Origin of the sequence: Streptomyces sp. NPDC052236 (assembly GCF_044548015.1) — a bacterium.
GTDB lineage: Bacteria > Actinomycetota > Actinomycetes > Streptomycetales > Streptomycetaceae > Streptomyces.
Genome location: NZ_JBIUBL010000040.1, coordinates 53,541 through 66,051, shown reverse-complemented (window position 1 = coordinate 66,051; position 12,511 = coordinate 53,541). Strand labels below are relative to the sequence as shown.

Genomic DNA, 12,511 nt, shown 5'->3' with positions numbered 1-12,511 from the left:
CTACAGTGTAACCCACACTCTTCCCCACCCCCCCGCCCCCCCGGGGGGGGGGGGCCCCGGGGGGGGGGGGGGGGGGCGGGGGTGCGGGTCGTTGTCGGGGGCGCTGCCCCCGAACCCCCGCGACTCAAACGCCGGCGGGGCTGAAGATCGCCTCAAACGCCGGCGAGGCTTGGTTTCACGCCGGCGAGGTTGATGATGCCGGGGCTGAGAATGACCAAGGCCCCTCACCACAGGTGAGGGGCCTCAGATTCGCGTGCGCCGCCAGGGACTCGAACCCCGGACCCGCTGATTAAGAGTCAGCTGCTCTAACCAACTGAGCTAGCGGCGCCTGCTGACCCGGAGAACTTTACCCGACCGCTGCGAGTGCTCCGCGCCATTATGTGATCGTTCCGGCCTGTCGGATGGTCTTTTCCTACCTTTAGTCCGTCAAAATGCGGTGAAGGCAGAAGATCTTGACGAGTGCGGAGAGGTCACGCATGACCGTGCCGGTGTTCGAGGAGTACGAGCCCGCCGCCGACTGCGACTGTGCGGGCTGCGCTCAGCAGCGTCGCGCCCTCGCCGCCGGAGGGCACCCGTCCGTGCACGGCTGCCGCAAGGCGCTCGTCGTGGTCGCCGCGGCGGGCGTCGTGCTGGGAGGCGGCCCGGCGACAGCGGCAGCGACGGCGACAGCGACTGCCGTCGCCCCCGCGGCGGGCGCGGTCACCGCCAGTACGGACCGTACGGACCGTACGGAAGTCGCCGTGGAGCCGGACCCCGGCACCGAGCAGGGCAGCACCGGACCGCTGCACGGCCGCCCGCTCCCCGGGCCCTCGGGCCGGCCCGCCGCGGGGTCCCCGGCCCCGCAGCGCCGGATCACCCGGGCCGACATCATCAACCGCGCCAAGCGCTGGGTGGCCGCCCAGGTCCCGTACAGCATGCAGCAGTACTGGTCCGACGGGTACCGACAGGACTGCTCGGGCTTCGTCTCGATGGCGTGGCAGCTGGCGGGCAACGAGTGGACGGGAAGCCTCGCCCGGTTCGGCACGCGCATCACGCGCGAGGAGCTGCAGCCCGGCGACATCCTGCTCTTCCACAATCCCGACAATCCGTCCAACGGCTCGCACGTCACGATCTTCGGCGGCTGGACCGACTTCACGCACACCTACTACGTCGCGTACGAGCAGACGAAGCCGCACACCCGTAAGCAGGTCACGCCCATGGCGTACTGGGAGAACTCCGACAAGTACCTGCCCTACCGCTACAACGGCCTGGCCGGGAGCACGACGACGACCACGGGCGGGGCGAAGGCGGCGAGGCTGCCCGCGTTCCCGGGGCGCGGGTACTTCCGGCCCGGCCGGTCCAGCGCGTACGTCACCCAGCTCGGCCGACAGCTCGTCGAGCGCGGCTTCGGCAAGCATTACGCGCAGGGGCCCGGGCCGCGCTGGAGCGAGGCGGACCGGCGCAATGTCCAGGCGTTCCAGCGCGCCCAGGGGTGGCGCGGCGGGGCGGCCGACGGGTTCCCGGGGCCCGAGACCTGGCGGCGGCTCTTCCGTACCTGACGACAACGACCTCGCGGAGGCGGCAGTCATGAACACCACGACCTCGGAGGGGCCGGAGGACACCGTGCCGCAGCCCAAGGTCCCGCACCACCCGGTCATCGGGCAGGAGCCGACCACCGAGATCCCTGTCCATCTCCTCTTCCGCGACGACGACTCGCGGTCGATCGGCCTGCGGCCCGCGGTGGTTGCCAGGCGGCAGGGCACCGGAGAACAGCCGAAGGTGGCATGGCCTGCGTCGTCTGCGGCGACCGGGTTCCGGAGGCCCGGTCGTGGGGGGACGACCACCAGGCCCGCGCCGCCCGTCGACCCGGACCTCTGTGAGCGGGCCGCGCCCGTGCTGCCCGGCTGGACCGGGTTGGTCGCCGGGGCGTGCGCGCTCGCCGGGATCGGCGCGCTGCTGTGGGGGCTCGGCGTGCTGCCGGTCCGGGTGACCCGGCTGCTGGGGCTGACCCCGTATCCGTACCACGGCATCGGCATCGGGATGTGGGGCCTGCTCACGATGGGCGTGCTCGTCGCGCTCTTCGCCTTCGGCGGGCTTGGGCGCGGGCTGGTCGGCTATGCCTGGGTGCTGACGTTCTGGGGCGACTACCAGGGGAGCGTGCGGCGTACGGGACTGGTGTGGCTGAGCCCGCTGGTGCTGCGCCGCCGGGTCGACGTACGGCTGCGGCACTGGCGCAGCGAACCGATGCCCGCGGTCGACGCGGACGGCACCGCGCTGCGCGTGGTCGTGCTGGTGGTGTGGCGGGTCAGGGACACGGCACGGGCGGCGCTCGGCGTCGAGGACCATGAGGAGTATCTGCGCGAGCAGGTGGAGGCGGCGATGGCGCGGGTGCTCTCGCAACTGCCGGCCGACGCGTTCCACGAGGCCGCGCCCACCCTGCGTAACGCCGAGGCGGTCGGGGACTCGCTGACCTGGATGCTCGCGGCGGAGTGCGCGCCGGTGGGGATCGAGGTCTTCTCGGCGCAGCCGACGGGGATCGAGTACGCGCCGGAGGTGGCGGCGGCGATGCGGCGCAGGCGGATCGCCGCGATCGACGCGAAACACCGGGAGAGCGTGCTGACTTCGGTGGTCGACGCGGTGGACGACACGGTGCACCGGCTCACCGCGCGGGGGTTGGTCGAACTGGACGACTACGAGCGCAAGGCGCTCGTGAAGGACCTCACGATCGCCTTCTATACGGGGCGGGCGGGGGCGGCGGAAGGTTCATGACCGCTCCGGACATTGGTCTGGACATTGGCCGGGCATTGGTCTGGACATGACGACTTCCCGTCCATACATTGGAGTTGGTCTAGACCGCAGTTCTGTTCCAACGCACGCGTGCGGCACGGCTCATGGAACTTCCCCCACGTTCTCCTGGAGCAAAGCATGCGAAACAAAATAGGCGCGGCCCTGGTCGGCCTCGCTGTGGCGGGCACCACCATGCTCGCCGGCGGCAGTGCCAACAGCCACGGCTACACCGAGTCGCCGATCAGCCGTCAGAAGCTCTGTGCCAACGGCACGGTCACCAACTGCGGCAACATCCAATGGGAGCCGCAGAGCGTCGAGGGTCCGAAGGGGTTCCCGGCGGGGGGTCCCGCGAACGGGAAGCTCTGCTCGGCCGGTCTCGGCCAGTTCGCGCAGCTGGACGATCAGCGCGGCGGGGCATGGCCCACGACCAAGCTCACGTCGGGTGCGAACCACACCTTCCGGTGGCGGTTCACGGCCATGCACCGGACAACCGACTTCAAGTACTACATGACCAAGCCCGGGTGGAACGCGAACGTGCCGCTGACGAGGGCGGCGCTGGAGACGCAGCCGTTCCTGACGGTTCCGTACGGCGGCAACCAGCCGCCGGAGACGCTGTCGCACTCGGGGAGGCTGCCGACGCGGTCGGGGCGGCACATGATTCTGGCGGTGTGGGCGGTGCACGACACGTCGAACGCGTTCTATGCCTGCTCGGACGTCAGGTTCTGACCGTCCGTCAGCGATGACGGCGCGGGGCGCGGGCCCTGGTCGGGGGCGCTGCCCTCGGGCCCTTGTCGGGGCTCCGCCCCGAACCCCGCGCCTCAAACGCCGGCGAGGCTGGTTTTCCAGCCCGTCCGGCGATTGAGGACCGGGGTCTGGGGCGGAGCCCCAGGTACACCTACCGTGAGCCCCATGACCCCCGCCGTCCTCACCCGCACCGCCTCGCCCTGGCGCGCCGCCGGGTATCTCGGGAGCAGTGCGCTCACCGGAGTTCCCGCGCTCCTCGTGCTGCTCGTGCTGGTCGTGTTCTCCGTGCTGCTCGTCGGACTGCCCCTGCTCGTCCTCGCCGGAGTCGCCCTCGCCGTCGTCGAGCGGCGCAGGCTGCGGATCGTCGACCCCGAGCCCGCCCCCAGCCCCCACCGCACCCCCGCCGAACCCGGTCTCGCCGCCTGGTTGCGGCTGCGGCTCGCCGAGCAGGCGACCTGGCGGGAGCTGGTGTACGGGCTGCTGCACGCGCTCGTGCTGTGGCCGCTCGATCTGCTGGCCGTCGCCGGCGGCGTCGGGGTGCCCGTCACCGTCATGGCCGCGCCCGTGCAGCTCGCGTTCGACGGGGAGGAGGCCCGCGTCGCCAAGACGGTGCTGGTCACGTCCTACCCGCAGGCGTTCGGCGCGGCGGCCGTCGGGCTCGTACTCCTCGCCGTACTGCTGTATCCGCTCGCCGCGCTGGCCGCCGCGCGCGCCCAGCTGACCCGGCTGCTGCTCGCGCCGCGCGAGGGGGAGCGGCGGGACCGGCTCAGCGAGGTGACCCGGTCCCGGGCGCGGCTGGTGAGCGCCTTCGAGGCCGAACGGCGGCGTATCGAGCGGGATCTGCACGACGGCGCCCAGCAGCGTCTCGTCGCGCTGACCATGACGCTCGGGCTCGCACGGCTCGACGCCCCCGCCGGGCCGCTGGCCGACCGGCTCGCGACGGCCCACGGCGAGGCCGGGCGCGTCCTCGCCGAGCTGCGCGAGCTGATCCAGGGCATCCATCCGCAGGTGCTCGCCGACTACGGGCTCGGCGCGGCCCTCGCCGACGCGGCCGACCGGTCCGCCGTGCCCGTGGACATGGACATCGAGCTGCCCCGGCTGGACCAGTCCGTCGAGACCGCCGCGTACTTCGCGGTGTGCGAGGCCCTCGCGAACGTCGCCAAGCACAGCGGCGCGGCCCGCGCACGGCTCACCGCCCGGCACAGGCAGGACAGGCTGGAGGTCGAGGTGCGCGACGACGGCGACGGCGGCGCGGACGCCGCGCACGGCAGCGGGCTCACCGGGCTCGCCGACCGTATCGCCGTCCTGGATGGGACACTGACGATCACCAGCCCGCCGGGCGGGCCGACCGTGCTGCGTGTGGAGATCCCGTGCCGACTCACCGACCGCTGAGAGTAGTGCTGGCCGAGGACAGCGTGCTGCTGCGCGAGGGGCTGATCGGGCTGCTGGGCCGCTTCGGGCACGAGACCGTCGCGGCGGTCGGCGACGCGGACGCCCTGCGGGACGCGGTGGCCGAGCACGAGCCGGACATCGTCGTTACGGACGTCCGGATGCCGCCCGGCTTCCAGGACGAGGGGCTGCGCGCCGCCGTCGCCCTGCGGGCCGAGCGCCCGTCGCTGCCGGTGCTGGTGCTCAGCCAGTACGTCCAGCGTTCGTACGCCACCGAGCTGCTCGACGCGGGCGACGGCACCGGCGTCGGCTATCTGCTCAAGGACCGCGTCGGCCAGGTCGAGGAGTTCGCCGACGCGCTCACCCGGGTCGCGGCCGGTGGCACGGTCGTGGACCCCGAAGTCGTACGGCAGCTGCTGCGCCGCCGCCGCGACCCGCTCGCCGCGCTGACGCCGCGCGAACGCGAGGTTCTCGGCCTGGTCGCGGAGGGCAAGTCGAACGGGGCGATCGCCCGCGCGCTGGTGGTCACGGAGGCGGCCGTCGGCAAGCACATCGGCAACATCCTGGGCAAACTCGACCTGCCGCCGGCCGGGGACACGCATCGCAGGGTACTGGCGGTCCTCGCGTTCCTCCGCGACTAGTGGCTCGGCTCGCATCGTTGGCCGGGTAATCGACGTGTTGCCCGGTGGTCAGCAGACTGTCTTCAGGACTTGATCTTGGAGGTGGTCGTGGGACGTCGACCGAGTGTGTTTGTCCGGCCGGTCAGCATGGACGAGGGCCACAGGCTGCAGCGGATCAGCCGGACGGCGAAGGATCCGGTCCGGTTGCGCCGGGCGATCGTGGTGCTGATGTCCGCTCAGGGCCAGAGCGTCAAGGACATCACCTCGTTGATGCAGGTCAGCGAGGATTACGTGCGCGATGTCATCCATGCCTTCAACGAGCGGGGGTTTGATGCACTGGACCCAAAATGGAGCGGGGGACGCCCGACGATCAGTGAGCGGGTGCGCGAGCACATCCGTCTGATCGCCCGGACGTCCCCCGCGGACTGGAACATCGCTGCGTTCTCCACCTGGAGCCTGGCCAAGCTCGCCGGGCACCTGGTCACCTGGGGCGTGGTGCCCGGGATCAGCCGGGAGACCCTGCGGCGCATCCTGCGCGAGGGCAAGATCTCCTGGCAGACCACCACGACCTGGAAGGCGTCCAGCGACCCGGACTTCATCGCCAAGATGCACCGGGTCCTGGCGTTGTACGACACCCCGCCGGCGGACGGGCGGGTCATCTGCGTCGACGAGTTCGGCCCGCTGAACCTGATGCCCCGCAAGGGCAAAGCGTGGCGTCCGGCTGCCAGGCCCCGTCGGCTGCGGGCAACCTACAACCGCTACAGCGGTGTGATGTACATGCTTGCCGCCCTCGACCTGACCACCGGAAAGGTCTACTACCGGATCCGCCGGCGCAAGCGGTGGCGCGAGTTCCTCGGCCTGCTCAAGAGCCTGCGCTCCCGCTGGCCCGGGGAGAAGCTGTACGTCGTCGTGGACAACTTCTCCCCGCACAAACACGCCGAGGTCCGCATCTGGGCCGCCGCCAATGACATGGAACTGGTCTTCCTGCCGACCTACGGCTCATGGCTGAACTGGATCGAATCGGAGTTCGCCGCTCTGCGCTACTTCGCACTCAATGGCACCGACCACCGCACCCACGCAGAACAGAACGCCGCCATCGGCGCCTACATCCGCTGGCGCAACGCCCGCGCCGAACCCAAGACCAACTTCGCCCCCGACTCACCGATCCGTCAGTGGACGAAATACCCGGCCAAGGCTGCTTGACAAGCCACCAGATGTGAAACCTCGCCCTGTGACCCAGCTCTCATTGTGGCCGTGCAGCAGATGGGAGGACTTCCGCGTCGAGGAGGGGTGACAGGAAGGGAGGAGCATGTGGATCTGGCAACTGAGTGGAAGCGTGCCGCGGACCTCGGCGGGGCCGAGTCGGTCGCGTCGGAGGCGGAATCAGCGCCGGAAGCGGAAGGGGAGATCGATTTCCCCGGCTTCGTCGCCGCCCGGTCGAACGCGTTGTTCCGCGGCGCCCTCGTCTTGACGGGCAACCGCGAGGCAGCGGAAGACCTGGTCCAGGAAACCCTGGAACGGGCCTGCCGCAAGTGGCGCACGATCGCCGCCAAGGACGCCCCGGACGCCTACGTACGGCGGATCATGGTGAACCTGGCCAACGACCGGTGGCGCAGGTTCCGCCGCACGGTTCCGCACCAGGACGGCGGCGACCGAATGGCTCCGGGCGACGCGTATGGGCGTGTGGACAGCAGGGACCAGCTGGTCCGCGCCCTTCAGGAGCTGCCGATGCGGATGCGCACGGTCGTGGTGCTGCGGTACTTCCACGATCTGTCCGATGCCGAGATCGCGGCCGACCTGAGGATCTCGCCGAGCACCGTGCGGTCCCAGCTCGCCCGCGGCATCCAAAAACTCAGAAGCCGGTTCCCCGCGCTCTCCGACCCTTCCCCGCGGCAGCCCACGGAAGGAACCCCATGACTTCGTTCAGTTCGCGGCCTTCCGGCTGCACCGGTTACACACCCTTCGAAGAGGAACTGGTGAATGCCATGAACGACTACGTGAACGCCGCCGACGCGCCGCGTTTCGACACCGCGGGCATCGAGCGCGGAGCCCGTCGCAAGCGGGCCACGGCCATAGCCGGCATCGCCGCCGCGCTCATCGTGGCCGGTGGCGGCACCGCCCTGGCCACCGCCGTCACCAGCGGTCCGGACGCCCAGAAGCCTGCCGCCGCAACGACCGCAACGACCGACGACGACGCCGCCGCCAGCCTTCTGAAGTGGCGCAAGTTCGCGATCAGCTTGTTGGGCCACGACCTGGAGTTCGCCAAGCAGCAGTTGCTGAAGTCCCAGCTCAAGCTCGGCACGGTCAGCGAGACGGACTGCGGCAAGAACCTCAAGCCGGGCACGGTCATCGCGGTCGACCCCCACAGCCCGAAGACCGTGACCAACGGCGACACGGTCAACTTGACCCTCTGCTCCGGCTGACCGGAGACGCTTCCAGCATCCCGTTCCTCCCGGTACCGGTGCCGGGAGGAACGGGGGCAGGGCGTGCGACGGGCAGCGCCGCAACCCCAGCCGTTAAAGCTCTGACCTGCATCAACGAGGTGATGTCCTTGACGCTCTGGCCCTGAGCGGACATCAGCACCACGATCGCCCGGCGCAACCGGACCGGATCCTTCGCCGTCCGGCTGATCCGCTGCAGCCTGTGGCCCTCGTCCATGCTGACCGGCCGGACGAACTCACTCGGTCGACGTCCCACGACCACCTCCAAGATCAAGTCCTGAAGACAGTCTGCTGACCACCGGGCAACACGTCGATTACCCGGCCAACGATGCGAGCCGAGCCACTAGGAAACACAGACTGGGAAACGCAGCTGGGGCCCCTCGGAAGACCGAGAAGCCCCAGCTGATCAGTTGTGCGCCGCCAGGGACTCGAACCCCGGACCCGCTGATTAAGAGTCAGCTGCTCTAACCAACTGAGCTAGCGGCGCCTGCTGACCCGTAAATAGTACCTGGTCGGGAGGGATGCCCGCGCACACCCACGCGCGGCACGCCCGGATACGGCTAGAGCGCCAGCGACAGCACCACCGGAGCCGCCCTGCGGTTCAGTGTGTCCGCCGCCGAGCGCAGCCGGTGCGCGTGCTCGATCGGCAGGGACAGCGCCAGGCAGCCCACAGCCGCGCCCGCCGTCAGCGGGACCGCCGCGCAGACCGTGCCCACCGCGTACTCCTGGAGGTCCAGGACCGGGACGGTCGGCGGCTGGCTGTCCAGCTTGGAGAAGAGCAGCTTCTCGCTGGTGATCGTCCGCGAGGTGAGGCGGGCGGTCTTGTGGCGGGCGAGATGATCGCGGCGGCCGTTCTGGTCGAGCTGGGTCAGCAGGCATTTGCCGATCGCGCTCGCGTGCGCCGCCGAGCGGAAGTCCACCCACTCGTTGACCTTCGGGGTGCGCGGGCCATCGGCGAACTGGGTGATCTTCACCTCTCCGTCGATGTACCGGCTGATGTAGATCGCCGCGCCGACCGAGTCGCGCAGCTCCGTGAGGGTCTCCTGGAGCCTGGCCTCCAGCGCCTGCTTGCGGGTGACGCCGGAGCCGAGCAGGACCATGGAGTCGCCGATCACATACGCGCCGTCCGCGACCTGCTCCACATAGCTCTCGTGGCGCAGCATCGCCAGCATGGGCGCGAGGTGCCCGGTCGGCAGCCCCGTCTCACGGGCTATCTGGACGTCGGTGACGCCGCCGCCGTGCTTGGAGATCGTTTCAAGAACCCGCAGGACGTATTGCACCGAGTGGAACGGTGCGGTCGGTTCTGGCTTAAGCGCCACGGTTTCCCCCCAGCAGGTTGTGACCGCAAGCTTCCGTACCACGATAGCGGTCAAGAGCCGTTTGAGGGGCGGCTGTTACCGAGAATGATGGTGAGCCCCAGCCCATAAGCTGGGGCTCACCACTCTGGCATATGCCATAGGCATTCGTGCCTCGCGGCTGTGGACGTCAGAGCGTCAGAGCACCGCGCCGAGGAACTCGCGCGTACGTTCGTGTTCCGGCGCGGAGAACATCTTCTCCGGCGAACCCGACTCGATCACCTTTCCCGCGTCGAACATCAGGACGTCGTCCGAGATGTCCCGCGCGAAATTCATCTCGTGCGTGACGCAGAGCATCGTGATGTCGGTCGAGCGGGCGATGTCGCGCAGTACGTCCAGCACCCCCGCCACCAGCTCGGGGTCGAGCGCCGATGTCACCTCGTCCAGCAGCAGCACCTGAGGCCGCATCGCCAGCGCCCGGGCTATCGCCACCCGCTGCTGCTGGCCGCCGGACAGCTGCGTCGGCTTGGCGTCGGCCCGGTCGGCGAGGCCCACCAGGTCCAACAGGCCCTTCGCGCGCTCCGCCGCCTCGTCCTTGGACAGGCCGAGCACTCGCACCGGAGCCTCGGTGAGGTTCCGCAGGACCGTCATGTTCGGGAACAGGTTGAACTGCTGGAAGACCATGCCGATCTGCTTGCGCGCCTCGCGGCGCTCCTTTTCGGCGGCCGGGAACAGCCGCTGGCCGCTGACCTCGATCGTGCCCTCGTCGGGCGACTCCAGGGTCATCAGCAGCCGCAGGATCGTCGTCTTGCCGGAGCCGGACGGGCCGATCAGTGTGACGTGCTTTCCGGGCTGTACGGAGAAGCAGAGATCGTCCAGCACGGTGGTGTCGCCGAAGCGCTTCGTCACATTGTGGAAGCGGATCAGTTCGCCAGGGGCGGGGGTAGTCGTGTCAGCGGACAAGGCGGCGCTCCAGGGCTCGTACGAGAAGGGAAGCCGGGTAGGCGATGAGGATGAAGGCGATGCCGATCACGGTCAGCGGTTCCGTGTACTGGAAGGTCGACGCGCTCTCCAGCCGCGACTGCTGCAGCATCTCCAGCACGCCGATCGCGGCGAGCAGCGGTGTGTCCTTCAGCATCGCGATGACGTAGTTGCCCAGCGCCGGTACGACGCGGCGGATCGCCTGCGGCAGGATCACCGCGATCCAGGTGCGGTGTGCGGGCAGGCTCAGCGCCGTCGCCGCTTCCCACTGACCCGCCGGTACGGCTTCGATCCCCGCCCGGTAGACCTGCGCGGTGTACGTCGAGTAGTGCACCCCGATCGCGACCGTGCCGGTGGTCAGGGCCGAGAACTGAACGCCCCACTCCGGCAGCACGAAGTACAGGAAGAAGAGCTGCACCAGCAGTGGTGTGGTGCGGATGAACTCGGTGACCAGGCTCACCGGCCACCGGATGAAGCGGGTCGGCGCGCGGAATCCGATCGCCCAGACCAGGCCGAGCGAGAAGGAGATCAGCGAGCCCAGCGCCAGGACCTGCAGCGTGATGAGCACGCCGTCCCAGAAGCGTGGCATGAAGTCCGCGACCGCGGACCAGTCCCAGGTCACTTGGTGCCACCTCCGATCACGGTGGTGCCCGCGATCTTGTCCGTTCCCCGCCCGCCGAACATCCCGCCGACCAGCCCGGCGATGCCGCCGCCCTCGGGCTCGATGCCGATGTTCCGCTTCGTCATCCGCTCCAGCGCCTTCATGGAGCGCGTCACGACGAAGGCGATCACGAAGTAGATCACCAGGGAGATGGTGTAGATCTGCGCGCTCTCCTGCGTCGCCAGCCGCACCAGATACGCGGCGAAGGAGACGTCCCCGACGCCCAGCAGCGACACCAGCGCCGTGCCCTTGAGCAGCTCGATGAGCAGATTGCAGAAGGACGGGATCATCTCGGGCACCGCCTGCGGCAGCATGATCAGCCGCATTCGCTGCGCGGGGGTGAAGCTGAGCGCCACCCCCGCCTCACGCTGCGCCGGAGACACCGCCAGCAGCGCGCCCCGCACGATCTCGGCGCCGTACGCCCCGTACGACAGACCCAGCGCGACCACCGCCGCCCACATCGGCACCAGCTGCCAGCCCAGCAGCGGCGGCACCACGAAGAACAGCCAGAACATCAGCACCAGCGCCGACGTGCCCCGGAATATCTCGGTGTAGAAGCCCGCGAGGAAGCGGACCACGCGCGAGCGGTGGGTGCGGGCGATGCCGACCGTGAAGGCGACGACCGCGGCCAGCGCCGCGCTGTAGACCAGCAGCTGGATGGTGATCCAGATGCCCGGGAGTACCCAGTTCTGCCATAGTCCGGCTGTCATCGGCACAGCTCCTTGGCAGTGAGTGTGGTCATCTCGTTCTGGGTGAAGCCGAACGGCTTGAGGATGCGGAAGAGTTCGCCGCTCTTCTTCATCTTGTGGATCTCGACATTGAAGGCGTCACGCAGCTCGGTGTCGGTGGGGCGGAAGGCGAAGCCGCCGCCGTCGATCTGCTTCTCGCCGTCGACCACGGCCGCGAACGGCTCGGTCGCTTCCGCCTTGCGGCTCTTCGCGACGACCTGGCGGGCGGTCAGCGCCGTACCGGCGAAGACGTCGATACGGCCGGACTCGACCGCGTTGAGCCCTGCCACCGGGTCCTGGAGGATGACGATGTCCTTCTCGGGGATGCCGGCGGCGACCGCGTATCCGATCTCCGCGTAGCCGGTGCCGGTGGCGAGCCGTGCTTTGGCCCGCACCACGTCCTCGTAGCTGTGCAGATCCTTCGGATTGCCCTTGCGCACGATGAACGAGTCGAGCATCTGGTACTCGGGGTCGGCGAAGATGACCTGCTGGCAGCGCTCGGGGTTGATGTACATCCCGGCCGAGACCACGTCGAACTGCTGCGAGTTCAGCCCGGGAATGAGCGAGGCGAAGTCGGTGGCGACGGGCTGGACGCTGTCGACGCCCAGCCGCTTGAAGATGACCCGGGCCAGTTCAGGGGCCTCTCCGGTGAAATCCCCCTGGTCGTCTACGTAGCCGTAGGGGGCCTCGCCCGCGATGCCGAGCCGCACCGTGCCCTGGGATTTCAGCCGGGCGAGGGCGTCTCCGGACGGCACCCGGCTGCATCCGGCCGCGCCGCCCGTGGCGCCGAGCGCGCCGAGAGCCGCGGAGCCGAGCAGCAGAGTGCGTCTGCGGAGCGATCCTGTCTGTCGTGGAGGAGCCTTTTGTGTGCGAGCCATGGGCGCGC

12 protein-coding genes, 2 tRNA genes and 1 pseudogene are annotated in these 12,511 nt (G+C 69.6%); 8 read left to right on the top strand and 7 right to left on the bottom strand.

The window, feature by feature from the left end; all coding sequences use genetic code 11:
• Positions 1-254: 254 nt before the first annotated feature.
• Positions 255-328 (bottom strand) — tRNA-Lys (locus ACIHCQ_RS40670).
• Between the two features lie 148 nt (positions 329-476).
• On the opposite strand from ACIHCQ_RS40670, the pseudogene ACIHCQ_RS40665 reads away from it, so the two are divergent.
• From ACIHCQ_RS40665 to ACIHCQ_RS40630, 8 genes and pseudogenes are all read left to right on the top strand, one after another.
• Positions 477-1,526, top strand: a pseudogene (locus tag ACIHCQ_RS40665) (peptidoglycan-binding protein); the annotation flags it as partial.
• 40 nt (positions 1,527-1,566) lie between these two features.
• Entirely contained in the window at positions 1,567-2,748 is a 1,182-nt protein-coding gene (locus tag ACIHCQ_RS40660) for an SPFH domain-containing protein (protein WP_399674006.1), read from the top strand.
• 156 nt (positions 2,749-2,904) lie between these two features.
• On the top strand, positions 2,905-3,492 hold the full coding sequence (locus ACIHCQ_RS40655) for a lytic polysaccharide monooxygenase (protein ID WP_399674004.1): 588 nt from the start codon (positions 2,905-2,907) through the stop codon (positions 3,490-3,492).
• A gap of 183 nt (positions 3,493-3,675) precedes the next feature.
• Positions 3,676-4,902: a sensor histidine kinase gene (locus ACIHCQ_RS40650; protein WP_399674002.1), complete on the top strand. Its 1,227-nt coding sequence runs from the start codon at positions 3,676-3,678 to the stop codon at positions 4,900-4,902.
• The gene (locus ACIHCQ_RS40645) at positions 4,881-5,540 is read left to right on the top strand and encodes a response regulator (protein ID WP_399674000.1); all 660 of its coding nucleotides are present in this window, start codon (positions 4,881-4,883) and stop codon (positions 5,538-5,540) included. Before ACIHCQ_RS40650 ends, ACIHCQ_RS40645 begins: the two co-directional genes overlap by 22 nt.
• Before the next feature lie 87 nt (positions 5,541-5,627).
• The gene (locus ACIHCQ_RS40640) at positions 5,628-6,722 is read left to right on the top strand and encodes an IS630 family transposase (RefSeq protein ID WP_399673998.1); all 1,095 of its coding nucleotides are present in this window, start codon (positions 5,628-5,630) and stop codon (positions 6,720-6,722) included.
• Between the two features lie 108 nt (positions 6,723-6,830).
• Complete coding sequence (locus ACIHCQ_RS40635; RefSeq protein WP_399673996.1) at positions 6,831-7,436, top strand: SigE family RNA polymerase sigma factor; 606 nt, start codon at positions 6,831-6,833, stop codon at positions 7,434-7,436.
• Positions 7,433-7,942 carry a PASTA domain-containing protein gene (locus tag ACIHCQ_RS40630; RefSeq protein WP_399673994.1) on the top strand — a complete coding sequence of 170 codons (510 nt, stop codon included), beginning with the start codon at positions 7,433-7,435 and terminating at the stop codon, positions 7,940-7,942. The genes ACIHCQ_RS40635 and ACIHCQ_RS40630 overlap by 4 nt, the downstream gene beginning before the upstream one ends.
• Before the next feature lie 431 nt (positions 7,943-8,373).
• On the opposite strand, the gene ACIHCQ_RS40625 is transcribed toward ACIHCQ_RS40630, so the two are convergent.
• From ACIHCQ_RS40625 to ehuB, 6 genes are all read right to left on the bottom strand, one after another.
• Positions 8,374-8,447, bottom strand: a tRNA-Lys gene (locus ACIHCQ_RS40625).
• Between the two features lie 73 nt (positions 8,448-8,520).
• Positions 8,521-9,279: an IclR family transcriptional regulator gene (locus ACIHCQ_RS40620; protein WP_399673992.1), complete on the bottom strand. Its 759-nt coding sequence runs from the start codon at positions 9,277-9,279 to the stop codon at positions 8,521-8,523.
• Positions 9,280-9,453: 174 nt separating this feature from the next.
• Positions 9,454-10,218, bottom strand: a complete 765-nt coding sequence (locus tag ACIHCQ_RS40615) for an amino acid ABC transporter ATP-binding protein (protein WP_399673990.1) — start codon at positions 10,216-10,218, stop codon at positions 9,454-9,456.
• Positions 10,208-10,858: an ectoine/hydroxyectoine ABC transporter permease subunit EhuD gene (gene ehuD, locus ACIHCQ_RS40610; RefSeq protein WP_399673987.1), complete on the bottom strand. Its 651-nt coding sequence runs from the start codon at positions 10,856-10,858 to the stop codon at positions 10,208-10,210. Before ehuD ends, ACIHCQ_RS40615 begins: the two co-directional genes overlap by 11 nt.
• Positions 10,855-11,607: an ectoine/hydroxyectoine ABC transporter permease subunit EhuC gene (ehuC, locus tag ACIHCQ_RS40605; RefSeq protein WP_399673985.1), complete on the bottom strand. Its 753-nt coding sequence runs from the start codon at positions 11,605-11,607 to the stop codon at positions 10,855-10,857. Before ehuC ends, ehuD begins: the two co-directional genes overlap by 4 nt.
• Positions 11,604-12,503: an ectoine/hydroxyectoine ABC transporter substrate-binding protein EhuB gene (gene ehuB / locus ACIHCQ_RS40600; protein WP_399673983.1), complete on the bottom strand. Its 900-nt coding sequence runs from the start codon at positions 12,501-12,503 to the stop codon at positions 11,604-11,606. Before ehuB ends, ehuC begins: the two co-directional genes overlap by 4 nt.
• Positions 12,504-12,511: the final 8 nt, after the last annotated feature.

Excerpts from the sequence above, each read along its gene's own strand:
- ACIHCQ_RS40660 (WP_399674006.1), top strand. The coding sequence starts at position 1,567 with ATGAACACCACGACCTCGGAGGGGCCGGAGGACACCGTGCCGCAGCCC.
- ACIHCQ_RS40655 (WP_399674004.1), top strand. The coding sequence starts at position 2,905 with ATGCGAAACAAAATAGGCGCGGCCCTGGTCGGCCTCGCTGTGGCGGGC.
- ACIHCQ_RS40650 (WP_399674002.1), top strand. The coding sequence starts at position 3,676 with ATGACCCCCGCCGTCCTCACCCGCACCGCCTCGCCCTGGCGCGCCGCC.
- ACIHCQ_RS40630 (WP_399673994.1), top strand. The coding sequence starts at position 7,433 with ATGACTTCGTTCAGTTCGCGGCCTTCCGGCTGCACCGGTTACACACCC.
- ehuC (WP_399673985.1), bottom strand. The coding sequence starts at position 11,607 with ATGACAGCCGGACTATGGCAGAACTGGGTACTCCCGGGCATCTGGATC.
- ehuB (WP_399673983.1), bottom strand. The coding sequence starts at position 12,503 with ATGGCTCGCACACAAAAGGCTCCTCCACGACAGACAGGATCGCTCCGC.